This window comes from Streptomyces sp. NPDC050161 (genome assembly GCF_044460025.1).
In the GTDB taxonomy this organism is placed as follows: domain Bacteria; phylum Actinomycetota; class Actinomycetes; order Streptomycetales; family Streptomycetaceae; genus Streptomyces.
The window spans coordinates 220726-244542 of the sequence record NZ_JBITJM010000001.1; the positions used below are offsets into that span (position 1 = coordinate 220726).

Below are 23817 nucleotides of genomic sequence, written 5' to 3' on the forward strand. Positions count from 1 at the left end.
AGTGGCATCCGGGCGGGTATGAGACGAGGTGTCTCTCATGGCGAGATGCCTTGCCAGGAATCGCAAATTCGTTCAATGATCTGCCCATGCCGCACCGTCACGCCGTCACCCTCGCCGCCATAGAACTGGCGCTGATCGGCGTGTCCGTGCAGTCCGTCGCCGACATCGACTGTCGCTGAGGCCCTCCCCGGTTCCGCAGAGCACCGCAGCAACCACGCAGTTCACCCTGCGCGGCGGCGGGCACCTCTGTGGCCGGGCCCCTTCCCCGCGTATCCGCGTGACCGATCCGTCCACGCCTCCGCAGGGGCGGCCTCGCGCGTCACGCGCCTTCCCTGCCGCCTTCTGCGGGTGCCCCGCTGTGAAAGGCGAAACCCGTCATGGCCGAAGCGGCCCACTCCCATCCCGAACCCAGGCCCCGCCGTGCCCCCCGCACCGCGCGCCGTGTCACCGCGGCCGCGGTGGGTGTCGCGCTGGCCGGCGGTGCCGTGGCCTGCGGCCCCGAGGACGGTGGCGCGCAGGCAGGAGCGCCGCAGAAGGGCGGCACGCTGACCGTCCTCAACTCCAAGCCGCAGAGCAACTTCGACCCCGCCCGGCAGTACACATCGGGCGGCGGCAAGGTCCCGACCCTGGTGTTCCGCACGCTCACCACCCGCCACCGCGAGAACGGCGCGGCGGGCGCCAAGGCCGTACCCGACCTCGCCACCGACACCGGGCGGCCCAGCAAGAACGCCACCGTGTGGACGTACACCCTCAAGGACGGCCTGAAGTTCGAGGACGGGTCGCCGATCACCAGCGCGGACATCAAATACGGCATCGAGCGGTCCTTCGCCGCCGAACTGTCGGGCGGCGCGCCCTATTTGCGGGACTGGCTGGTCGGCGGCGAGAAATACCAGGGGCCTTACAAGGACACGTCGAAGGACGGTCTGAAGTCCATCGAGACGCCGGACGACAAGACCCTGGTGTTCCACCTGAAGAAGCCCGAAGGTGAATTCCCGCTGCTGGCGACGCAGACTCAGTTCGCACCGGTGCCGAAGAAGAAGGACACCGGCACGAAATACGAGGAACACCCCATCTCATCCGGCCCCTACAAGGTCGTCAAGAACACCGGGGACGGCGAGCGCATTCTGCTGAAGCGCAACGAGCACTGGTCGGAGAAGACCGACAAGGAACGGCACGCCTACCCGGACACCATCGACGTGAAGTCCGGTCTCGACTCCGCCGTCATCAACCAGCGGCTGTCCACCGGAGCCGGCGCCGACGCCGCCGCGGTCACCACCGACACCAACCTCGGGCCCGCCGAACTCGCCCAGATCGCCGGGGACAAGGACCTCCAGAAGCGGGTCGGCACCGGCCACTTCGGCTACACCAATTACCTGGCCTTCAACCCGAAGGTGAAGCCCTTCGACAATCCGAAGGTCCGGCAGGCGATCTCCTACGCGGTCAACCGGCAGAGCGTCGTCAACGCGGCGGGCGGCTCCTCGCTCGCCGAGCCCGCCACCACCTTCCTGCCGAACCAGAAGACCTTCGGCTACACCGGAGCCGACCCCTTCCCCGCGGGGAAGACCGGAAATCCGGAAAAGGCCAGGGAACTCCTCAAGGAAGCGGGCTACAAGAACGGGCTGAGCATCACCCTCACCCACTCCACGGCCAAGAACTTCGAAACCAGCCCGGAAATCGCCACCGCCGTCCAGGAAGCCCTCAAAAAGGCCGGCATCACCGTCAAACTCGCCGGTCTTGAGGACAACGACTACCAGGACAAGGTCCACACCCTCAAGGACGAACCCGGCCTGTTCATCGGCGGCTGGGGCGCCGACTGGCCCTCCGGCGGCCCGTTCCTCGCGCCCATCTACGACGGCCGGCAGATCGTCAAGGACGCCTACAACTTCAACCACGCGCGGCTCGACGACCCGGCGGTCAACCACGAGATCGACGAGATCAACAAGCTCACCGACCTCGACGCGGCGGCCGGGCGCTGGGGCGCCCTGGACAAGAAGATCGGCGAACAGGCGCTGTCCGTACCGCTCTTCCACCCCGTCTACAAGCGGCTCTACGGCAAGAACATCAAGAACATCGTGATCAGCGACTGGGATGGCGTCCTCGACATCTCGCAGGTCGCGGTCAAGTAAGGCCGGCAGGAAGAACGTGAGCGACACCCAGGAATCCGGAGCATGGCGGCGGCTGCGCGCCCGCCCGTCGGCCGTCGTGGCCGCCGCCGTGCTCGCGGTCCTCGCCCTCCTCGCCATCGGCGCACCGCTGCTGTCGGCGCTGGAGGGCCAGGACCCCACCACCTACCACGACCAGCTCATCGACTCCGCCCGCGGCGGCGTCCCGACCGGCTCCTTGGGCGGGATCAGCGCCGACCACTGGCTGGGTGTCGAACCCGGCACCGGCCGCGACCTGTTCTCCCGGCTGCTGTACGGCGCCCAGGTCTCCCTGCTGGTCGCGCTCGGCGCCACCGTCGTGCAGGTGGTGATCGGCGTCGTTGTCGGCCTGGCCGCCGGCCTCGGCAACCGGTTCCTCGACTCCGTCCTCAGCCGCTTCACCGACGTGCTGGTGGCGCTGCCGATGCTGGTCTTCGCCGTCGGGCTGACCGCCGTCGTCCCCGCGGAATTCCCCCGCCCGCTGCTGCTGATCGTCGTCATCGGACTGCTCAACTGGGGCGGCATGTCCCGGATCGTGCGGGCCCAGACGCTGTCCCTGAAGAAGCTCGACCATGTCGCGGCGGCCCGGCTCGGCGGCTCGGGGCCCTGGCGGGTGGCCCGCCGCGAACTGCTGCCCGCGCTCGCCGCGCCGGTGATCACCTACGCGGCGATCCTGGTGCCGTCCAACATCGTCGTCGAGGCGTCCCTGTCGTTCCTCGGCATCGGCGTCAAACCCCCCACCTCCTCCTGGGGACAGATGCTGTCCACCGCCACCACGTGGTTCCGCGCCGACCCGACGTACGTCCTGCTGCCCGCCGCCTGCCTGTTCGTGACCGTGCTCGCGTTCACCGTGCTGGGCGACGCGGTGCGCGGCGCACTCGACCCGCGCGAGCGCTCCCGCCTGCGGGTGGGCGTCCGCGGCCCCGGCCCGCGCCGGACCCGCAAACCGGCCGCCGCCGCGGCACCGGACACGACGAAGGGAGCCGCCCGATGACCGGCTACGTGCTGCGCCGACTGGGCGGCGCACTGATCGTCCTCTTCCTGCTCTCCGCCCTGGTCTACCTCCTCTTCTACGTCGCGCCCGGCGACCCCGCCAAGCTCGCCTGCGGGCCCCGCTGCAACGTCGAACAGATCCGCCAGGTCCGCGAACAACTGCACCTCGGCGAACCGCTGCTCCAGCAGTACCTGCACTTCCTCCAGGGCATCGTCGCCGGCCGCGACTACTCCACCGGCACCGGCGTCCTGCACTGCCAGGCACCCTGCCTCGGCCTCTCGTACCAGAACGACCAGCCGGTCACCACGCTCCTCGCGTCCCGGCTGCCGGTCACCGCATCCCTCGCGCTCGGCGCCATGGTGCTGTGGCTGCTGCTCGGCGTCGGCACCGGACTGCTCTCCGCCCTGCGCCGCGGCGGCACCACCGAACGGGTCCTGACCGTGCTGACGCTGGCCGGCACCGCCACCCCCGTCTTCATCACCGGACTGCTGCTCCTGATGGTGTTCTGCGCCGCCCTCCAGTGGCTGCCGTTCCCCACGTACGTGCCGCTGACCGAAGACCCCGAACAGTGGGCCTGGAACCTGCTGCTCCCCTGGACGGCGCTGGCCCTGCTCGAATCCGCCAAGTACGCCAGGCTGACCCGCTCCGCCACCCTGGAGACGCTGGCCGAAGACCACATCCGCACCTTCCGCGCCTACGGTCTGCGCGAGCGCACGGTCATCGGCAAGCACGCGCTGCGCGGCGCCCTGCCCCCGGTCATCGCGCTCAACGCCATCGACCTCGGCACCATGTTCGGCGGCGCGATGCTCACCGAGACCCTCTTCGGCCTGCCGGGCATCGGCCGGCTCACCGTCCAGTCGGTGCGCACCGTGGACCTCCCGGTGGTGGTCGGCGCGGTCCTCGGCATCGGCGCCGCCGTCGTCATCGCGGGCGCCATCGCCGACGTCCTGTACGCACTCGCCGACCGAAGGGTGACCCTGTCATGACCGCCGACCTGGTCGAGGTCCGCGACCTCGCGATCACCTTCCCCGGGGACACCGGCGACGGCGTACGGGCCGTCGACGGCCTGTCGTTCACCCTCGCGCCCGGCGCCGCCCTGGGCATCGTGGGGGAGTCGGGCTCCGGCAAATCGACCGCCGCCGCGGCCCTGCTCGACCTGCACCGGGGCACCGGCGCCCGGGTCGAAGGCACCGTACGGGTCGACGGCACCGACGTCCTCACGGCCCCGGACGCCGCCCTGCGCACGCTGCGCGGCGGCACCGCGGCGATGATCTTCCAGGACCCGCTGTCCTCGCTCGACCCCTACTACGCCATCGGCGACCAGATCGCCGAGGTGCACCGGATCCACCGGCCCGGCACCTCACGCCGCGCCGCACGGGCCCGCGCGACCGCCGCACTCGACCGGGTCGGCATCCCGGACGCCGCCCGGCGCGCCCGCAGCAGGCCGCACGAGTTCAGCGGCGGGATGCGGCAGCGCGCCCTGATCGCGATGGCGCTGGCCTGCGAGCCGCGCCTGCTGATCGCCGACGAGCCGACCACCGCGCTCGACGTCACCGTCCAGGCCCAGATCCTCGACCTGCTGCACACCCTGCGGGCCGAGACCGGCATGGGACTGCTGCTGGTCACCCACGACCTCGGCGTGGTCGCGGGCAGCGTCGACGAGGTCCTGGTGATGCGGGGCGGGCGGGCCGTCGAACGCGGCCCGGTCGGCGAGGTGCTGGGCGCGCCCCGGGAGCCGTACACCAAGGACCTGCTCGCCGCCGTGCCCCGCATCGAGACGGCGCGCGGGGGAGCGGATGCCGGGGCGCGGCCACCGGCGGCGGTGCCCGCGCCGCGCACCGCCACCCTGCGGGCCACCGACCGGCCGGCCGCGGCTCCCGGCCCCGGCACCCCCGACGCCGCCCTGCCGCTGCTCGAAGCGGCCGGGCTGCGCCGGGAGTTCGGCCGCCGGGGCCACCGCACCACCGCCGTCGCGGACGTCTCGCTGACGGTACGGGCGGGCGAGACCCTCGGGCTCGTCGGCGAATCCGGCAGCGGCAAGACCACCGTCGGCCGGATGCTGGTCCGCCTCCTGGACCCCACGGCTGGCACACTGCACTACGAAGGCCGCGACATCGGCGGTCTCGGCGAGCGCGCCCTGCGCCCGCTCCGCGGCGACCTCCAGATGGTCTTCCAGGACCCGGTCTCCTCGCTCAACCCCCGGCGCACCATCGGCGAATCGGTCGCCGACCCGCTGCGCGCGGCGGGCGGCACCGACGACGCCGAGATCAGGCGCCGGGCACGGGAACTGCTGGAGCGGGTCGGCCTCGACCCGGCGTGGTACCACCGCTACCCGCACGAGTTCAGCGGCGGCCAGCGCCAGCGCGTCGGCATCGCCCGCGCCCTGGCCCCCTCGCCCCGGCTGCTGGTCTGCGACGAACCGGTCTCCGCGCTCGACGTGACGACCCAGGCCCAGGTGATGGCCCTGCTCGGCGAACTCCGCCGTGACCTGGGCCTCTCCATGGTGTTCATCGCCCACGACCTGGCGGTCGTCCGTGCGGCCAGCGACCGGGTCGCGGTGATGCGGGCCGGTCACGTCGTGGAGGAAGGACCGGTCGACGCCGTGTACGACAACCCTCAACACCCCTACACACAAGGGCTGTTGGCGGCAGTGCCGGTCCTCGATCCGCGGATCGCCGCCGACCGGAGGGCGCGCCGCGTGGCCGCCTGAGCGGCGGGGCGGACTCCGTGCCGTCCGGCGGTCGCCCGCACGGCGCCGGGCAGACGGTACGGATCCGCTTTATCGCGCCGAAACGCCTCGTGGGGCGGAAAGTCACGAGCGTTCACCCCTTCCGGTGGTGCGACGGACAACCGTCCATCGCGCCACCGGCCCTTTTGCATAGCGTCTCCCTGGAGCTGACGGCCGGGCCGTCGGGCCGCAAACGACGAAATCGAGGACGGGGGGTGCACTCGTGCGCATCGGACTGCTCACCGAGGGTGGTGATCCCTACGCGCCGGGTGAGTCGTACCTGTGGTGCGACCGGCTCGTACGGGGGCTCACGGGCCACGAGTTCGACATCTACGCCCTCACCGACGGCACCCACCGGGCGGCAGGGCACTGCCCCGCACCGCCGCCGCAGGTCCGCCGGGTACGCCGCGCCGCGCTGGACGGCCCGGCGCCCACCGGACAGGACCGCCGCCACGACGACCGCCACCGGCACCCCGCCCGCCGCGAACGCCGCCGCTTCGCCCAGCACTTCGGCGACCTCGCCGCCGCCTTCACCGCCCCCGGCACGCAGACCGGTGCCGCCGCGACGGACCCCGCCACCGGCGAGGCGGACCGTTTCGCCGCAGGTCTCTACGGGCTCGCCGACCTCGCCCGCGACACCCACCTGGCCGCCCTGCTCCGCTCCGACGACACCCTCCGCATCCTGGAACGCGCCTGCCGCGCGCCGGGCGCACTCCCCGCCGCGCACGCCGCCCAGGTCCCCGACCTGCTGGCCGTCACCGACCACGTCTCCCGCGCGCTGCGCCCCCTCTCCCTCGACTGGTACGGCGGCGACGGCACCCCCGGGCTCGCCGCCGCCGACCTCTGCCACACCACGTCCACCGGACCCGCCGCCCTCCCGGGCCTGCTGGCCAAACGCTTCTTCGGCACCCCGCTCCTGGTCACCGAGTACGGCGCACGGCTGCGCGAGCACTACCTCGCCCGCGCCACCACCCCCCTCAGCGCCCCCGTACGCGCCCTGCTCGCCGCCTTCCGCAAGGCGCTCGCCGCCGAGACCTACGCCCAGGCGGCGCTGATCACCCCGGGCCACACCCGCACCCGCCGCTGGCAGGAACGCTGCGGCGCCGACCCGGCCCGGCTGCGCACCGTCCACCCCGGCCTGGACGCCGCGCCGTTCGCCGCGGTCCCCGACGCCGCGGCCGACGACTCCGCGACCCTGATGTGGGTCGGCGCCGTCGAACCCGCCAAGGACCTCGTCGGACTCCTGCACGCCTTCGCCGCCGTCCGCACGGCCGTACCGCACGCCACCCTGCGCCTCATCGGCGGGCCGTCCGACGACCCGGAAGCGCCCGGCTACCTCGCGCACTGCCGGGCGCTGGCCGGGCAGCTCTTCCCCGGCGGCGCCGCGGGTACCGGCACCGCCGCCCGGAGTCCGGTCAGCTTCGAGGAGACCGGCGGGCCCGCGGCACCGACCCCGGCCGACGCCTACGCGTCCGGCACCGTCCTCGTCCTCCCCAGCCGCGCCGAGGACTTCCCGCGCCCCCTGGTGGAGGCGATGTTCTGCGGACGCGCCACGGTCTCCACCGACGTCGGCGCCGTCTGCGAAGTCATCGGCGGCACCGGCCTCGTCGTCCCCGCCCGCGACCCCCGCGCCCTCGCCGACGCCTGCTGCGCCCTGCTCCGCGACCCCGCCCGCCGGGCCAGGCTCGGCGCCGCGGCCCGCGCGCGGGCGCTCGAACTGTTCACCACCGAGCGGAACACCGCGGCGTTCCGCGGCATCTACCTCGAACTGATCTCCCGCGCGCCCGCCCGCCCCGCCGCACCCCACGCCGCCCGAACCCCCGCCGCGCCGCGGCCCTTCGCCCGGCCCGCCGAGGCCCACGTACCCGGCCACTGGGCCGCCCCCGGCACCGCCGCCCGCCCCGCGGCCCGCACGCCGAGCTGGGCCGCACCGGGACCGCACCGCCCGGCGGCAGCGGCGAGAGGAGACCGGACATGACCGCCCCGCACACGGAACCCACCGCATCGCCGCACACCGGAAACCCCCGCACCCCGGACGCCACGGCCCCCGACGGCGCCGCGCGCCCGCCGCGGCGCGGCCCCGCCGACCCCGTACGGATCCTGATGTACCGTCACCGCGCGCTGTGCGAACGCGCCGTCGACGCCCTGGAGATCGCGGCCCGCCTGGAGGCGCACGGCGTCACCGACCGCACCGCCGCCCGCTTCCGGCACCGCGACGTCTTCTCCCTCGCCGAAGAGCTGTACGCCCGGGTGCCGCGCGCCGCGGCCGGCCCCCCGGTACCGCAGACCGAGCCCGCCCAGCGGTCCCTGACCGTCCGCGCGGCGCTCCACCTGCTGCCCGGCGCGCTCTGCGCGGCCACCCTCGCCGCCACCGCCGCCGCCCGGCCCGTCTCCCCCCTCGTCCGCCCCGCGACGGCCACCGCGGGCGCCGTACTCGTCGTCCTCGCCGTACGGCTGTGCATCCGTACCGGTCCGCTGCGCGCACGGCAGCCGGGCGGCGGCTCACCGGTCGCCGTACTGTCCGCCGCCTGGCTCACCGGCTACGCCCTCTTCGGCGACCGGCTGCTGACCCAACTCCTCTCCGGCACAACGGACTTGACGCTCGGGCCGTCGCCGCAGGCCACCGCCACCGCGCTGGCCCTGGCCTGCGCCGTCGCGCCCGCCGCCTGGTGCGCCCGCTGGTTCGCGGTACGCGGCAGGCGCGGGCTCGCCGCCAGCCGCGGGCTCGGCGAACTCGCCGCCCGGGTACGCCCGTTGCTGCTCGCCGCCACCCTGCTCTTCCTCGCCGCGCAGTGCGCGCTGCTGCTCGGCGCCGGACGGCTCACCGGCGCGGACGGCGGCGCCGTACCGGCCGCCGCGGCCCTCGGCGTCCTGCTCTTCCTCTCCCGGCTGCTCGCCGTCCACGGCTTCCCCGTGGCGGCGGCCGTGGGACCTGCGGTCGCCGCCGTCCTGGAAGCGGCGGCCCCGGCCCTGGCCCTCATCGCCAGGCTCCCCGGCCTCGGTTTCGCCGACCGCCCCGTCGCCGAACTCACCGCGCTCGCAGGGCCGTCCGCCGTCCCTGCCGTGGCCTGCGCCGCCGCCGCGCTCGGCATGCTCGGCCACGCCCTGCGCGCCCTGGCAGGCGCCTGCGCGCACCCGCCCGTCCCCTCCCTCCCGGCCGAGGCGGGCCGCCCGTGACCCTCCGGATATCCACCCCCGCCCGCCCACCGCGGCCCGCACCCCGTGCCCCGTCAGCGCCGGACCGGCCGGGGGCGACGGCGCACCGGCCGCCCACCGCACGTACGGGGACACCGCCGCGCGGCGCCGCGCCGGGTGCCCCGGGTCCGACAGGACCGGCCGGCCTGGGCCCGGGGCACAGCCGCCCCCACCCGCCAGGCGCCCGGCATCCGGCACGCACCCCCATCGCGCCGCCGGGCCCCGCGCCCCCGGTACACCCCGCCGCCGCCCCACGTACGGCCGGCGCCACCCCTTTCGACGCGGACCCCGACCCCCACCGGGCCGCCGTCCCCAGGACGGCCGCCCGTCCGCGGCCGAACCCGACGCATTCCCGCCAACCTGCCTGAGGAGCACCACACATGAACGTCCACCCGACCACACGCCTCGGGGACCGGGGGGTCACACGATGAGGGTCCTGCTCATCGGCGCCAACGGATACCTCGGCCGCTACGTCGCCGACCGCCTGCTCGCCGACCCCGCCGTCCAGCTCACCGTCCTGGGCCGGGGCGACGACGCCGACGTCCGCTTCGACCTCGCCACCGGCAGCCCCGGCGCGCTCACCCGCTTCCTCGACGCCGTGCACCCCGGCGTCGTCGTCAACTGCGCGGGCGCCACCCGCGGCGGCGCCCGCGACCTGACCCGGCACAACACCGTCGCCGTCGCCACGATCTGCGAATCGCTGCGCCGCAGCGGCTGCGGCGCCCGCCTCGTCCACCTCGGCTGCGCCTCCGAATACGGCCCCTCCCAGCCAGGATCCTCCACCGCTGAGGACGCCGTGCCCCGCCCCGGCGGCCCCTACGGCGTCAGCAAGCTCGCCGCCACCGAACTCGTCCTGGGATCCGGCCTGGACGCCGTCGTGCTGCGCGTCTTCTCGCCCGTCGGGCCCGGCACCCCGGCCGGATCCCCGCTCGGCAGGCTCGCCGAGGCGATGCGCCGCGCCATGCAGTCGGGCGACAGCGAACTCAAGCTCGGCGGCCTCGGCGTCCAGCGGGACTTCGTCGACGTACGCGACGTGGCCCGCGCCGTGCACGCCGCCTCGCTGTCCGCCGCGCAGGGCGTCGTCAACATCGGCACCGGCCGCGCCGTGCGGCTGCGCGAGGCCGCATCCGTCCTCGCCAGGGTCGCCGGATTCGGCGGCGCGCTGCACGAACTCGACTCGCCGCCCACCCGGTTGGTCATCCCCGGCCCTTCCCCCGAGCACGGCGGCGCGGCGCCCACCTACCCCTACCCGGACGGCTGCGGCACCTGGCAGCAGGCCGATGTGCGCACCGCGCGCGACCGGCTCGGCTGGCGGCCACGGATCGGACTGGAGGAATCGCTCGCCGACATCTGGATGGAGGCCGCGTGCCGCATCTGACCACCGTGGACACCGCCCGCGCCCCGACCGGCGCGGCGCCGCTGGGGGTCGGCGTCCCGGGCATCGCCCACCCGCTGATCGCGCCCACCGAATGGGCCGGACTGCTGCGGATCTCCCGGGGATTCGTCCCGTCCCGTGACACCCGGTTCGGGCACGCGGGTGTGGCGCCGCTGCACTGGGCGGTGCTCAACGTCTCGAACGGGCCGGGCGCCCGCCCCGACCCGCACTGCCTGCCCGTCGCGGCCCGGCTGCGTGAGACGGGTGTCCGGCTGCTGGGACACCTCGACATGCGGGACGGGGCCAGGCCCCTCGGGGAACTGCTGGCCGACGCGCACCGCTACCTGGAGTGGTACAAGACCGACGGCTTCTGGCTCGACCGCTGTCCCACGGACCGGACGATGCTGCCCGAATCCCGGAGGGTCACCACCGCCCTGCGCACCCTCGTCGACCACTCCTATGTGGTCTTCGGGCACGGCGCGCAGCCCTTCCCCGGCTACGCCGAATCCGCCGACCAGCTCGTCACCTTCGCCGGGCCGTGGGCCGAATACCGCTGGTCACAGGCGGCCGAGTGGACCGCCGACCACCCGCCCGAGAGGTTCTGCCACCTCGTGCACGGCGTGCCGCGCAGCCACCTCGACGAGGCGCTGCGGATCGCCCGTTGGCAGGGCGCCGGCACGGTGTATTTCACCGACCGCAGGGACCGGGGCGGCGACGCCTGGGAAACGCTGCCCGGTTACTGGGACGATTTCGTCTCGCGCATCGGACCGGGTGTCTTGGAATGAAGACGGGCGTGGCAGTGTTACTGGCAGAACAACCGTACTGAATCATCGACCAACCCCCTTGTTGAGGTCTTCCGTGTCGCTGCCACCCCTGGTCGAGCCCGCTTCGGAGCTCACCGTCGACGAGGTCCGCAGGTACTCCCGCCACCTGATCATTCCCGACGTCGGGATGGACGGGCAGAAGCGGCTGAAGAACGCCAAGGTGCTCTGTGTCGGAGCCGGCGGCCTGGGTTCGCCCGCGCTGATGTACCTCGCCGCGGCCGGCGTGGGCACCCTCGGCATCGTGGAGTTCGACGAGGTCGACGAGTCGAACCTCCAGCGCCAGATCATCCACAGCCAGGCGGACATCGGCCGCTCCAAGGCCGCGTCCGCCAAGGACTCGGTCCTGGGCATCAACCCGTACGTCACCGTCAACCTGCACGAAGAGCGCCTGGACTCCACGAACGTCATGGAGATCTTCGCGCAGTACGACCTGATCGTGGACGGCACGGACAACTTCGCCACCCGCTATCTCGTCAACGACGCCTGCGTGCTGCTGAACAAGCCGTACGTCTGGGGTTCGATCTACCGCTTCGACGGCCAGGCGTCGGTGTTCTGGAGCGAGCACGGCCCCTGCTACCGCTGCCTCTACCCGGAGCCCCCGCCCCCCGGCATGGTGCCCTCCTGCGCCGAGGGCGGCGTCCTCGGTGTGCTGTGCGCCTCCATCGGCTCCATCCAGGTCAACGAAGCGATCAAGGTCCTGGCCGGCATCGGCGACCCGCTCGTCGGCCGCCTGATGATCTACGACGCGCTGGAGATGACCTACCGCCAGGTCAAGGTCCGCAAGGACCCCGACTGTGCGGTCTGCGGCGAGAACCCCACCGTCACCGAGCTGATCGACTACGAAGCCTTCTGCGGCGTCGTGTCCGAAGAGGCCCAGGAAGCGGCGATGGGCGCCACGATCACCCCCAAGCAGCTCAAGGAGTGGATCGACGCCGACGAGAAGATCGAGATCATCGACGTCCGCGAGCCGAACGAATACGAGATCGTCTCGATCCCCGGCGCCAAGCTGATCCCGAAGAACGAGTTCCTGATGGGCACCGCACTCCAGGACCTGCCGCAGGACAAGAAGATCGTCCTGCACTGCAAGACCGGCGTCCGCTCCGCCGAGGTACTCGCCGTCCTCAAGTCCGCGGGCTTCGCCGACGCGGTGCACGTCGGCGGCGGCGTCATCGGCTGGGTCAACACCGTCGAGCCGGAGAAGCCGGTCTACTGACGGCCCCCGCCGCAACGCGGCAGAAGCCGGGATCTCCGCACGCCGTACGGTGCGCGGAGATCCCGGCTTCTTCGGTACGCGGGGCGTCGCCGACGAGGAAGCGGCGGACGCGGGCGGGTCAGATCTCGCCCTTCTTCGTCAGGTAGTTGAACGCCACCCAGCCGGGCAGCACCGGCAGCCAGAAGACCATCAGCCGGAACAGCAGCACCGCGGGGAACGCCGTGTCGTAGGTGAGCCCCGACAAGGTCAGCGCACCCATCAACGCGCCCTCGACCGCGCCGACTCCGCCGGGGGTCGGCGCCGCCGAACCCAGCGCGTTCCCGGCGAGGAAGGCGACCGCGATGCTCGCGTAACTCAGCTTGTCGCCACCGCCGAACGCCCGGATCGACGCGTCCAGACACATCACGTTCGCCGCCGTCAGCAGCAGCGTCCCGCCGATACCCGTGATCAGCTTCCGGGGCCGCTGGAGAATGTCCAGCATCCGCGGGACCACCCCCGCGAACAGCGAACGCACCCGGGTGGACACGAACTTGCGCAGCGCGGGCACCGCCGTGACGATCAGCGCCAGCACGGCAGCGGTCAGCAGACCGGCGATGACCGTACGCGACGGGGACAGCTGCGGCGCGTGCTCCGTGCCCGTCAGATAGCCGAAGGTCAGCAGCAGCAGGATGTGACAGCCGAGACCGAACAGCTGGGACGCGCTGACGCTCGCCACCGCCAACCCCGGCCGCACCCCGGCCCGTTGCAGGAACCTGGCGTTGAGCGCCACACCGCCGATCGCGGCCGGCGCCACCAGCTTCACGAAGTTGCCGGCGATCTGCGCGATCATCGTCCTGACGAAGGACACCTTCTCCGTGACGAAGCCCAGCAGGCTCATCGTCGCCGCCAGATAGGTCGTCGCCGAGAAGAACATCGCGACCAGCACCCACGGCCACTCGGCCCGGGTCACCACATCCGTCAGATTGAAGTCGCTGACCTGCGACAGCAGCAGATAGACGGCGAACGCACCGGCGATCCAGGTGATCAGCTTCCGCGGGCTGAGCCGCTCCAGCTTCGCCGGCTCGATCGTCGCCGTCGGCCGGATCAGCAGCACCTGCTGCCGGATCTGGGCCAGCAGATCCTCCTGCCGCGCCTCCTGGGACGCCTCGTCCAGCGCCCGCTTCTCGGCGTTCTTCAGGGCGTTGCGCTCGGCCCGCAGCGCCTTGCGGTCGTGCGCCACCTCCGCGGTCCGCGCCTCACGCGCCTCCTTCGCCGCCCGCGACGCCTCCAGCACCGCGTCCCGCTCCCGCGCCGAGCGCTCCCGCGCCAAATGCCGCAGCGTCGCCCGCGTCGTCCGGCTCAGCGCGATCGGCTGGAGCAGCGGCAGACTGTCGGCGACCGTGTCCGGGCCGAGCACCTCGACGGCCGCGGCCACCGACCGCTCGGCACCCACCCGCAGCCCCAGCGTCGCCAGCAATTGCGCGATGTCCATCCGCAGCACCAGGTCACCCGCGGCGATCTCACCGCCGCGCAGCTCCGTCAGCACGACATCGCCGGAACGATCCACCAGCAGCGCGTCCCCGACCAGCCGCCGGTGCGCGATCCGCCGCGACTGCAACGCCTCGACCTGCCGCCAGGCACTGTGCATCAGCGCGTCGGTGATCTCCTCGTCCGCCAGCGAGTCGAGACCGCGCCCGCCGATGTGCTCGTACACCAGCATCACCGCGTCAGGACCCAGCTCCGACGTGGCGATCAGCTTCGGCGCATTGGCGCCGGCGGCGATGGCCGCGTACGCCAGCAGCGCCTCCTGCTCCAGGGCCTGCCGCAGCGACTGGAGGCTGCGCCGCTGATTGATGCCGCGCAGCGACAGCCGGCGCCAGACCCGGTAGAAGAAGCCCTGCGCCTGCTGCTCACGGTCGACGACCGTCACATCGATCGGCGGTCCTTCCTCCAGCGTCACCAGATAGCGGCGGCCACGGTCGGTGTGCTCGGGACTGCCGGCGTCCTCCGCGCGCAGCGCCGACACCGGACGGAAACCGACCCGGCGAAGACCCGCCAGAAGATGCTGGCCGGTGGGCCGCACATTGGGGGAGCCCACGGCGTAGAGGGTGCCGTACGCCACCGTCCAGCCGATCAGCACGGTCGTGGCGATCGCGAAGGGCGTGGTGTAGCGGCCCACCAGCACCGCGAACGCGTCCAGCAGCAGCACGAACCACATCGCGACCCGCCAGCGCGGCCGGCGGGACATCCCCACCGCCGTCATGTACGCGATGACCGGCGCGAGATAACTGTGCACCGGGGTGGTCAGCGAGCCGTCCTGCATCCGCTGCGTCAACGCCGCCCGGATCGAGTCGGGCGCCGCCTCGGCCACCCACAGGTCCGTGGCCAGCGACACCCCGTGGGCCAGCACGGCGGCCAGCACACCGTCGGCGATCCGCAGCCCGTCGCGTTTGATGAGCCGCTCCACGGCGAACGCCACCGGCACGATCAGCACGGCGACGCTCGACGCGAGCCCGGCGAAGTTGATCAGCAGCCGCGGGGCGGCACCCGCGCCCTTGCCGATGTCGTCCGCCAGCCCCTGCGTGGTGGCGTGCGCGAACGTCGCGAGCGCCAGGACCAGCGCGATCCCCGCGATGCCGAGCAGCAGCCGCAGCAGATCGGACGGCCGGTGGACCCGCGCGGGCAGCAACGGCTCGTCGCCCGATACCCGGTCGACGTGGATCTCACCGCAGCCGCCGCCGTCCGGCGCGGCACGGTGCGACCCGGACCCGGGCACATGCGCACCGACGCCGCACCCGGACGCACCGGCGGGACGCTCGGGCCCCGCGTGCTCCACGTCCGGCTGCGGCCCGGTGCCCTGCTCCCGCTGCCTTCGCTGCTCCTGCTCGTCCTCGTCGTGCCCCTCGCGGTGCGCGGGCTCTGCGGGCCCTTCCGGCCTCTCGGACGCCTCGGGTCGTTCGGCCTTCTCGATCGTGCTCGCCTTTTCGGTCGCGGACGCCGTCGCCGGCCTCCGTTGCTGCTTCCCCTGTTGGGCCACCCGCCGCCGGCCGCGCCGCGTGCGGGACGCGGCCACCTCCGGTGCGGTGGCGGCGGCTTCCGGCTCCGGTGCGGCAGGGCCGCCGGCCCCCGTCGGAGGTCCCGCTCCCTGCTGCCCGGCTGGCTCTCCTCGATCTCGTCTCACCGGTCACCGCCGGGAAGATGGTGGCACGGCCGTGCGGGGGAGGGGGGCATCAGGGTGCATTTCGGGGACGCGGGAAACGGAACGAAGGCCGCCGCAACAGGCCGGGCGCACCGCACCGCGCGCACTCCGGGAGCGCCGCACCCCGCCCCCGCCTGCGCCGTGTGCCGTTGTCGGCGGGGTGCGGCAGTATGGGCCGAATGAGTGGGACCGGAAACACCGCACGGCCACCCGCGGACGACACCACCCCGCCCGCGGCGGCCGAGCTGCCCGCCTTCGCGGAGCAGGTACTCGGCGTCGCCGAGCTGATCCCGCCGGGCCGGGTGATGACCTACGGCGACATCGCCGAATGGCTGGCGGGCGAGGCACCGCCCGGCGCCGCGGGCACCGGCGGACCACGCCAGGTCGGCCGGGTGATGGCCCTCTACGGCGGCGCGGTGCCCTGGTGGCGCGTCGTCCGCGCGGACGGCGCCCTGCTGCCGGGCAGCGAACTGCGCGCCCTGGCGCACTACCGCGACGAGGGCACACCACTGCGCGACACCGCCCGCGGCGGCACGTCGACCGCCCGCAGCGGCGCGGCGAAGGGCCGCGGAGCCACGGCAGGACACATACCGCGACTCGACATGCGACGGGCACGGTGGGACGGCCGGCCGGTCGGCGGCGAGGGGGACGGCGTACCGCCCGGGGACGCGTGGGACGGCGTACCGCCCGCAGACGGCCACGGCCCGGAGGCGCACCCCTGACCCCACCCGCCCCGGCGGCGCCCACCACGCACCGTCCCGCGCACCGGGCACCTCGCCCTGCGGGACGCCGAAGACCCCGGCCGGCAGCACACCTGCCAGCATCGCGGATCCGGCCGCGGGACGCGCTGCGGCCCGTGCGCCACCTGGCGTAGCGTCGGACAGCGCGGAAACCGCCGCCCCGCCGCCGCACCCCCGACGCGCGGGCCCGGCCCGTACCGCCCCCGAAGACGCCCGGCACGGCGTCACCGACCGCAGCACGAACAGCACCTCCACCAGAACCGGCGATCCACGTGAGCTCCTCCTTCTCGGACATCCCGCCGACGCGGCCACACCCGCGCGCGGCACGGCGGGACGCCCCCGGTACGTACCGCCTGGTACGCACCGACCCGGGGCCGGTGGATCCCCCTGCCTTGGACGCAGCCCAACGCGCCGTGGTTCAGCACCGCGAAGGACCGCTGCTCGTCCTGGCCGGCCCCGGCACGGGCAAGACCACCACCCTCGTCGAATCCGTCGCCCACCGCGTACACCAGGGCACCGACCCCGAGCGGATCCTCGTCCTCACCTTCAGCCGCAAGGCCGCCGTCGCCCTCCGCGACCGCCTCGCCGCCCGCATCGGCGGCACCACCCTGCCGCAGGCCACCACCTTCCACTCCTTCTGCTACGCACTGGTCCGCGCCCACCAGGACGCCGACCTCTTCGCCGACCCGCTACGACTGCTCTCCGGACCCGAACAGGACCTCGTCGTCCGCGAACTCCTCGAAGGCCAGGCGGAACTGGCGGGCGCCGACCGCTCCCAGGTCGGCTGGCCCGACGAACTCCGCGCCTGCCTGACCACCCGCGGCTTCGCCGACGAGGTCCGCGCGGTCCTGGCCCGCAGCCGCGAACTGGGCCTCGGCCCCGACGCACTCGCCGACTTCGCCCGCCGCACCGGCCGCCCCGACTGGAGCGCCGCGGCCGGCTTCCTCGCCGAATACCTCGACGTACTCGACGCACAAGGCGTCCTCGACTACGCCGAACTGGTACACCGCGCGGTACTGCTCGCCGGACAACCCGACGTCGCCACCGCACTCGCCGGCACCTACGACGCCGTCTACGTCGACGAGTACCAGGACACCGACGCCGCCCAGATCCGGCTGCTGCACGCACTCGCGGGACACGACCACGGCCCCCGCCACGACACCGCACCCGGCCGCACCCTCGTCGCCTTCGGCGACCCCGACCAGTCGATCTACGCCTTCCGCGGCTCCGACGTGAACGGCATCCTCGACTTCCCCGACACCTTCCCGGCAGGCGACGGCACACCCGCCCCGGTCGCCGTCCTCACCACCAACCGCCGCTCCGGCACCGACCTCCTGGCCGCCACCCGGCTGCTCGCCCACCGGATGCCGCTCACCCGCCTGCCCGCCCGGAAGGTCCGCGCCCACCGCGACCCCACCCCCGTACGGGACGGCGGTCGCATCGACGTCCACACGTACCCGACACCCGGCGCCGAACTCGACAACATCGCCGACATCCTCCGCCGCGCCCACCTCGAAGACGGGGTGCCCTGGCACGAGATGGCCGTACTCGTCCGCGCCGGAGGCCGCTCGATACCCGCCGTCCGCCGCGCCCTCACCTCCGCCGGAGTCCCCCTCGACATCGACGGCGACGACCTGCCACTGCGCCACGAACCGGCCGTCGCCCCCCTCCTGTCCGCCCTGCGCACCGCCGCGCAGGCAGCACTACGGAGAGAGCCGGACGCCGACGGGGAGCCGGACCCCGACGACGTACCCGACGAGCCGGGCCAGGCACCGCAAACCGCCGCCCCCCTCGACCCCGAGACCGCCATCGACCTGCTCACCTCACCCCTCGGCGGCATGGACTCCGCCGACCTGCGCCGCCTGGGACGCGCCCTGCGCGAGGAGGAACGCGCCGCCGGACACCCCCTGCCCCCACCGTCCGACACCCTCATCGCCCGCGCCCTCGCCGCACCCCAGCGCCTGGTCGCCCACGACCCCGCCTACGCCCGCGGCGCCCAACGCCTCGGACTGCTGCTGCGCACCGCCCGCGACCTCCTCGCCGCGGGCGGCACCGCCGAGGCCGCCCTGTGGGAACTCTGGAACGGCACCCCCTGGCCGCAGCGCCTGGAACGCGCCGCCCTCCGCGGCGGCGCCGCAGGCCGCAACGCCGACCGCGACCTCGACGCCGTCGTCGCACTCTTCGAGACCGCCGCCCGCGCCGAGGAACGCACCGGTGGCCGCGGCGCACTCAACTTCATCGAAGAACTCGACGCCCAGGACATCGCCGCCGACACCCTCACCCGCCGCACCCTCCGCCAGGACGCCGTACGGCTGATGACCGCACACCGCTCCAAGGGCCTGGAATGGCGCCTCGTCGTGATCGCCGGCGTCCAGGAAGGACTCTGGCCCGACCTGCGCCGCCGCGGCTCCCTCCTGGAAGCCGACCGGATCGGCCGCGACGGACTCGCCGAACCCCTCACCCCCGGCGCCCTGCTCGCCGAGGAACGCCGGCTCTTCTACGTCGCCGCGACCCGCGCCCGCGAACGCCTCGTCGTCACCGCCGTCAAAGCCGCGGCCGACGACGGCGACCAGCCCTCCCGCTTCCTCACCGAACTCGGCGTCACCCCCCAGGACGTCACCGGCAGACCCCGCCGCCCCCTGGCCGTCGCCGCCCTCGTCGCCGAACTCCGCGCCACCACCGTCGACCCGTCCGCCACCCCCGCCCTGCGCGAGGCCGCCGCCGAACGGCTCGCGAAACTCGCCGCCCTGCACGACGACGAAGACCGCCCCCTCGTCCCCGCCGCCCACCCCGACAACTGGTGGGGCCTGCACGAACCCACCCACAGCAGCACACCGCTCCGCGACCGCGACCGCCCCGTCGTCCTCTCCGGCAGCGCACTCGACCAGCTCGCCAACACCTGCGCCCTCCAGTGGTTCCTCGGCCGCGAGGTCAAGGCCGACGCCCCCGCCACCGCAGCCCAGGGCTTCGGCAACGTCGTCCACGTACTCGCCGACGAGGTCGCCTCCGGCCGCACCCCCGCCGACCTGGCCGTCCTCATGGAACGCCTGGACTCCGTCTGGGACGCCCTCGCCTTCGACGCCCCCTGGAAATCACGCCAGGAAAAGGACCACGCCCGCGCCGCACTCGAACGCTTCCTGCGCTGGCACGTCCACGAACGCGACACCCACGGCAGCGAAACCGTCGCCACCGAGCACGGCTTCGACGTCACCCTCGAAGCCGGCGCCTACGCCGTCCGGATCCGCGGCAGCATGGACCGCGTCGCCCGCGACGCACAGGGCCGCGCCTACGTCGTCGACTTCAAGACCGGCAAACAGAAACCCACAGGCCCCGAAGTCGAACGCCACCCCCAGCTCGCCGTCTACCAGCTCGCCCTGCGCGAAGGTGCCGCCGACGACGCCTTCGCCGGACAGACCCCCGACACCGCGGGCGCCCAACTCGTCCACCTGCGGCTCGGCGCACCCAAAAAGGAAGGCGGCGACGCCCTGCCCGCCGTCCAGGCCCAGCCACCCCTGGACGGCGCATGGATCGGCGAACTCCTCGCCACCGCCGCCGGACGCGTCCTCGAAGAACGCTTCACCCCCACCACCGGCACCCACTGCACCCACTGCGCCTTCCGCGCCTCGTGCAGCGCCAGACCCGAAGGCAAACACGTCGTGGAATGACCCCCGCCCACCTCCATCCCACCCGCATCGCCCCAGGTGAGAGCCGTGCCAAGAGCCGACAGGGCGGGAATGTCAGTGCCGCCCGTTACGGTTTTCGATGTGCCAGCGCGACTCACCGACCCCGAGCAGCTCAAAGAACTCCTCGGCATCCCGTTCACACCGGAGCAGACGGCCTGCATCACCGCACCGCCCGCCCCGCAGGTCATCGTGGCCGGAGCCGGATCCGGCAAGACCACCGTCATGGCCGCCCGCGTCGTCTGGCTCGTCGGCACCGGCCAGGTCGCACCCGAAGAAGTACTCGGACTCACCTTCACCAACAAAGCCGCAGGTGAACTCGCCGAACGCGTCCGCACCGCACTCCACGCCGCCGGCGTCACCGACCCCGCCCCAGGCCCCGACACCCCACCCGGCGGCGAGACGCCCCCCGGAGAGCCCCGCATCTCCACCTACCACGCCTTCGCCGGACAACTCCTCAAGGACCACGGCCTGCGCATCGGCCTGGAACCCAGCGCCCGGCTCCTCGCCGACGCCACCCGCTTCCAGCTCGCCGCCCGCGTCCTGCGCGCCGCCCCCGGCCCCTACCCGGCGCTCACCAAATCCCTCCCCGCCCTCGTCGAAGACCTCCTCGCCCTCGACGCCGAACTCGCCGAACACCTCGTCGACCCCGACCGGCTCCACACCCACGACACCGACCTGCTGACCACCCTCGACACCGCCCCCCTCACCAACGCCGACCTGCGCAAAGTCCCCGAAACCAGCCGCGGACGCATCGAACTCCTCAGCCTCGTCCGCGCCTACCGCACCGCCAAACGCAGCCGCGACCTCCTCGACTTCGGCGACCAGATCGCCCTCTCCGCCACCCTCGCCACCACCCGCCCCGAAGTCGGCCGCATCCTCCGCGACACCTACCGCGTCGTCCTCCTCGACGAATACCAGGACACCTCCGTCGCCCAGCGACTCCTGCTCTCCGGCCTCTTCGGCGCCGCCAACGGCACCGCCACCGGGCACGCCGTCACCGCCGTCGGAGACCCCTGCCAGGCCATCTACGGCTGGCGCGGCGCCTCCGTCGCCAACCTCGACGACTTCCCCGACCACTTCCCCCTCCAGGACGGCACCCCCGCCCACCGCCACGCACTCAGCGAAAACCGCCGCAGCGGCGGCCGGCTCCTCGACCTCGCCAACAGCCTCGCCGCCCCCCTCCGCCACCTGCACGCAGGAGTCGAAGCGCTCCGCCCCGCCCCCGGCGCCGAACGCGACGGCACGGTCCGCTGCGCCCTGCTGCCCACCCACGCCGAAGAACTGGCCTGGCTCGCCGACTCCCTCGCCCACCTCGTCCGCACCGGCACCCCACCCGGCGAGATCGCCGTACTCTGCCGCACCGCGGGCGACTTCGCCCGCATCCAGGGCGAACTGGTCGCCCGGGACATCCCCGTCGAGGTCGTCGGCCTCTCCGGACTCCTCCACCTCCCCGAAATCGCCGACCTCGTCGCCGTCTGCGACGTCCTCCAGGACCCCACGGCCAACGCCTCCCTCGTCCGCCTCCTCACCGGCCCCCGCTGGCGCATCGGCCCCCGCGACCTCGCCCTCCTCGGCCGCCGCGCCCGCACCCTCGTCCACCACGGCACCCCGTCCGACGACCCCGAACAGCGCCTCGCCGAAGCCGTCGAAGGCACCGACCCCGCCGAAACCCTCTCCCTCGCCGACGCCCTCGACACCTTCCTCGAAGCCGAAGGCCCCGACGACGGCCTGCCCTTCTCACCCGAGGCCAGGATCCGCTTCGCCTACCTCGCCACCGAACTCCGCGACCTGCGCCGCTCCCTCGGCGACCCGCTGATGGACGTCCTGCACCGCGTCCTCGCCACCACCGGCCTGGAAGTCGAACTCTCCGCCTCACCACACGCCCTCGCCGCCCGCCGCCGCGAAACCCTCGGCACCTTCCTCGACACCGCCGCGGGATTCGCCGCCCAACAAGGCGGCACCCTCGACGGCGAGGCCACCCTCCCCGCCTTCCTCGCCTTCCTGCGCACCGCCGTCCAGCACGAAAAGGGCCTCGACAGCTCACTCCCCGGCGGCGAGAACACCGTCAAGGTGCTCACCGCCCACAAATCCAAGGGCCTCGAATGGGACGTCGTCGCCGTCCCCGGCCTGGTCACCAAGCAGTTCCCCAGCGAACAGGCCCGCGAGTCCTGGATCACCCAGCCCAAGGTCCTGCCGCACACCCTCCGCGGCGACGCCGCCACCCTCCCCGACGTCGAGGAATGGGACGCCCGCGGCCTCAAGAATTTCAAGGAGGCGATGAAGCACCACCAGGAGACCGAAGAACTCCGCCTGGGCTACGTCACCTTCACCCGCCCCCGCTCCCTCCTGCTCGGCTCCGGCCACTGGTGGGGCCCGCAGCAGAAGCGCCCCCGCGGCCCGTCCGCCTTCCTGGAAGCCCTGCGCACCCACTGCGAAGCAGGCCACGGCGACATCGAGGCGTGGGCCGACGCCCCCGAGGACGGCGCGGAAAACCCCGCACTCGCCGAGGCCACCACCGAACAGGAATGGCCGCTGCCCCTGGACCCCGCCGCCACCGCCCGCCGCCGCACCGCCGCCGCCACGGTCCGCGCCCACCTCCACCGCCGCCAGTCACCCCCCGCCCCACAGGCGACACCGGACACACCCCCCGCCGCCCCGCCCGCCGCCTCCCTGTTCGCCGACGACCCCGACTGGCCCCCGCCTCCGGAGGACGACCCGGCGTTCGACGCGTACGACGACGCGTACGACGACGCGTACGACGACGCGTACGGCCCGGGGGACGACGGCACGGCGGGCGCGTACGCCCCCGAACACGGCCCGGAGGGCGACTTCCCGGAGCCCGACGAGCCCGAGCACGCCGCCGACCCCGCAGCGGCCCCCGACCACGCCCCGGGACGCCCCCCGCACCCGGCCATCCCCGGGCCCCGCCATCCCGCCGACCCCGCCACCACCGGCACCCGTCCCGCCGCCGAAGCCGGTTCCGAAGCCGACCCCGACACCGCGCCCCACACCCTCCTCCCCGAAGAACGCCGCACCATCGGCTCCTGGGACCGCGACCTCGACGCACTCGCCGCCGAACTGCGCCGCTCCCGCGCCACCGTCCGCGACGTGCCCCTCCCGCACGCCCTCAGCGCCACCCAGCTCCTCCGCCTCGCCGCCGACCCCGACGGCCTCGCCCGCGAACTGGCCCGCCCCATGCCCCGCCCGCCCCAGCCCGCGGCCCGCCGCGGCACCCGCTTCCACGCCTGGGTCGAATCCCGCTTCGAAGAACTCACCCTCCCCCTCATCGGCCCCGACGAACTCCCCGGCACCGACCCCGACGAAGAAGCCGACATCGCCGACGAAGCGGACCTCGAAGCCCTCAAGGAAGCCTTCGCCCGCACCCCGTACGCCCACCGCACCCCGTACCGCGTCGAGACACCCTTCCGGATGACCCTCGCCGGCCGCGTGATCAGCGGTCGCATCGACGCCGTCTACAAGAACCCGGGCCCCCACGGCGACCGCTTCGAGATCATCGACTGGAAAACCGGCCACGACCGCAACGCCGACCCCCTCCAACTCGCCGTCTACCGCCTCGCCTGGGCCGAGCGCCACGGACTCGACCCCTCCGAGGTCGACGCCGCCTTCCTCCACGTCCGCACCGGCGACCTCATCAGACCCGCCGACCTCCCCGGCCGCGCAGGTCTGGAACGCATCCTCATCGGCGAGACCGCCGACCGCGTTCCCCCAGAAGGCCGATAGGCTCG

General features: G+C 73.6%; 14 protein-coding genes. 13 read left to right on the top strand and 1 reads right to left on the bottom strand.

The window, feature by feature from the left end:
• The first annotated feature begins 86 nt into the window (after window positions 1-86).
• From ACIBK8_RS00995 to moeZ, 10 genes are all read left to right on the top strand, one after another.
• On the top strand, window positions 87-179 hold the full coding sequence (locus ACIBK8_RS00995) for an Ms4533A family Cys-rich leader peptide (RefSeq protein WP_399039385.1): 93 nt from the start codon (window positions 87-89) through the stop codon (window positions 177-179).
• Between the two features lie 198 nt (window positions 180-377).
• Window positions 378-2126 (top strand): ABC transporter substrate-binding protein, encoded by a 1749-nt coding sequence (locus ACIBK8_RS01000; protein ID WP_399039387.1) that lies wholly within the window; start codon window positions 378-380, stop codon window positions 2124-2126.
• A gap of 16 nt (window positions 2127-2142) precedes the next feature.
• A complete protein-coding gene (locus ACIBK8_RS01005; RefSeq protein ID WP_399039388.1) occupies window positions 2143-3135 on the top strand; it encodes an ABC transporter permease in 993 nt (330 codons plus the stop codon).
• On the top strand, window positions 3132-4121 hold the full coding sequence (locus ACIBK8_RS01010) for an ABC transporter permease (RefSeq protein ID WP_399039389.1): 990 nt from the start codon (window positions 3132-3134) through the stop codon (window positions 4119-4121). Before ACIBK8_RS01005 ends, ACIBK8_RS01010 begins: the two co-directional genes overlap by 4 nt.
• The gene (locus tag ACIBK8_RS01015) at window positions 4118-5845 is read left to right on the top strand and encodes a dipeptide ABC transporter ATP-binding protein (RefSeq protein WP_399039390.1); all 1728 of its coding nucleotides are present in this window, start codon (window positions 4118-4120) and stop codon (window positions 5843-5845) included. The genes ACIBK8_RS01010 and ACIBK8_RS01015 overlap by 4 nt, the downstream gene beginning before the upstream one ends.
• Before the next feature lie 241 nt (window positions 5846-6086).
• On the top strand, window positions 6087-7841 hold the full coding sequence (locus ACIBK8_RS01020) for a DUF3492 domain-containing protein (protein WP_399039391.1): 1755 nt from the start codon (window positions 6087-6089) through the stop codon (window positions 7839-7841).
• Complete coding sequence (locus tag ACIBK8_RS01025) at window positions 7838-9040, top strand: hypothetical protein (RefSeq protein WP_399039392.1); 1203 nt, start codon at window positions 7838-7840, stop codon at window positions 9038-9040. The genes ACIBK8_RS01020 and ACIBK8_RS01025 overlap by 4 nt, the downstream gene beginning before the upstream one ends.
• A gap of 445 nt (window positions 9041-9485) precedes the next feature.
• Window positions 9486-10436 (top strand): NAD(P)-dependent oxidoreductase, encoded by a 951-nt coding sequence (locus ACIBK8_RS01030; RefSeq protein WP_227050743.1) that lies wholly within the window; start codon window positions 9486-9488, stop codon window positions 10434-10436.
• Entirely contained in the window at window positions 10424-11218 is a 795-nt protein-coding gene (locus ACIBK8_RS01035; RefSeq protein WP_399039393.1) for a spherulation-specific family 4 protein, read from the top strand. The genes ACIBK8_RS01030 and ACIBK8_RS01035 overlap by 13 nt, the downstream gene beginning before the upstream one ends.
• A gap of 73 nt (window positions 11219-11291) precedes the next feature.
• Window positions 11292-12470: an adenylyltransferase/sulfurtransferase MoeZ gene (gene moeZ, locus ACIBK8_RS01040; RefSeq protein WP_399039394.1), complete on the top strand. Its 1179-nt coding sequence runs from the start codon at window positions 11292-11294 to the stop codon at window positions 12468-12470.
• 118 nt (window positions 12471-12588) lie between these two features.
• On the opposite strand, the gene ACIBK8_RS01045 is transcribed toward moeZ, so the two are convergent.
• Entirely contained in the window at window positions 12589-15420 is a 2832-nt protein-coding gene (locus ACIBK8_RS01045) for a lysylphosphatidylglycerol synthase domain-containing protein (RefSeq protein WP_399039777.1), read from the bottom strand.
• 407 nt (window positions 15421-15827) lie between these two features.
• Between ACIBK8_RS01045 and ACIBK8_RS01050 the strand changes: the two genes are divergently transcribed.
• The 3 genes from ACIBK8_RS01050 to ACIBK8_RS01060 all read left to right on the top strand — a co-directional run bounded on the left by ACIBK8_RS01050 (window position 15828) and on the right by ACIBK8_RS01060 (window position 23812).
• A complete protein-coding gene (locus ACIBK8_RS01050) occupies window positions 15828-16370 on the top strand; it encodes an MGMT family protein (protein ID WP_399039395.1) in 543 nt (180 codons plus the stop codon).
• Window positions 16371-16660: 290 nt separating this feature from the next.
• Entirely contained in the window at window positions 16661-20053 is a 3393-nt protein-coding gene (locus ACIBK8_RS01055) for an ATP-dependent helicase (protein WP_399039396.1), read from the top strand.
• 99 nt (window positions 20054-20152) lie between these two features.
• A complete protein-coding gene (locus ACIBK8_RS01060) occupies window positions 20153-23812 on the top strand; it encodes a UvrD-helicase domain-containing protein (RefSeq protein WP_399039397.1) in 3660 nt (1219 codons plus the stop codon).
• The last annotated feature ends 5 nt before the right edge of the window (window positions 23813-23817 follow it).

Excerpts from the sequence above, each read along its gene's own strand:
- ACIBK8_RS00995 (WP_399039385.1), top strand. The coding sequence starts at position 87 with ATGCCGCACCGTCACGCCGTCACCCTCGCCGCCATAGAACTGGCGCTG.
- ACIBK8_RS01000 (WP_399039387.1), top strand. The coding sequence starts at position 378 with ATGGCCGAAGCGGCCCACTCCCATCCCGAACCCAGGCCCCGCCGTGCC.
- ACIBK8_RS01010 (WP_399039389.1), top strand. The coding sequence starts at position 3,132 with ATGACCGGCTACGTGCTGCGCCGACTGGGCGGCGCACTGATCGTCCTC.
- ACIBK8_RS01015 (WP_399039390.1), top strand. The coding sequence starts at position 4,118 with ATGACCGCCGACCTGGTCGAGGTCCGCGACCTCGCGATCACCTTCCCC.
- ACIBK8_RS01025 (WP_399039392.1), top strand. The coding sequence starts at position 7,838 with ATGACCGCCCCGCACACGGAACCCACCGCATCGCCGCACACCGGAAAC.
- ACIBK8_RS01030 (WP_227050743.1), top strand. The coding sequence starts at position 9,486 with ATGAGGGTCCTGCTCATCGGCGCCAACGGATACCTCGGCCGCTACGTC.
- ACIBK8_RS01050 (WP_399039395.1), top strand. The coding sequence starts at position 15,828 with ATGAGTGGGACCGGAAACACCGCACGGCCACCCGCGGACGACACCACC.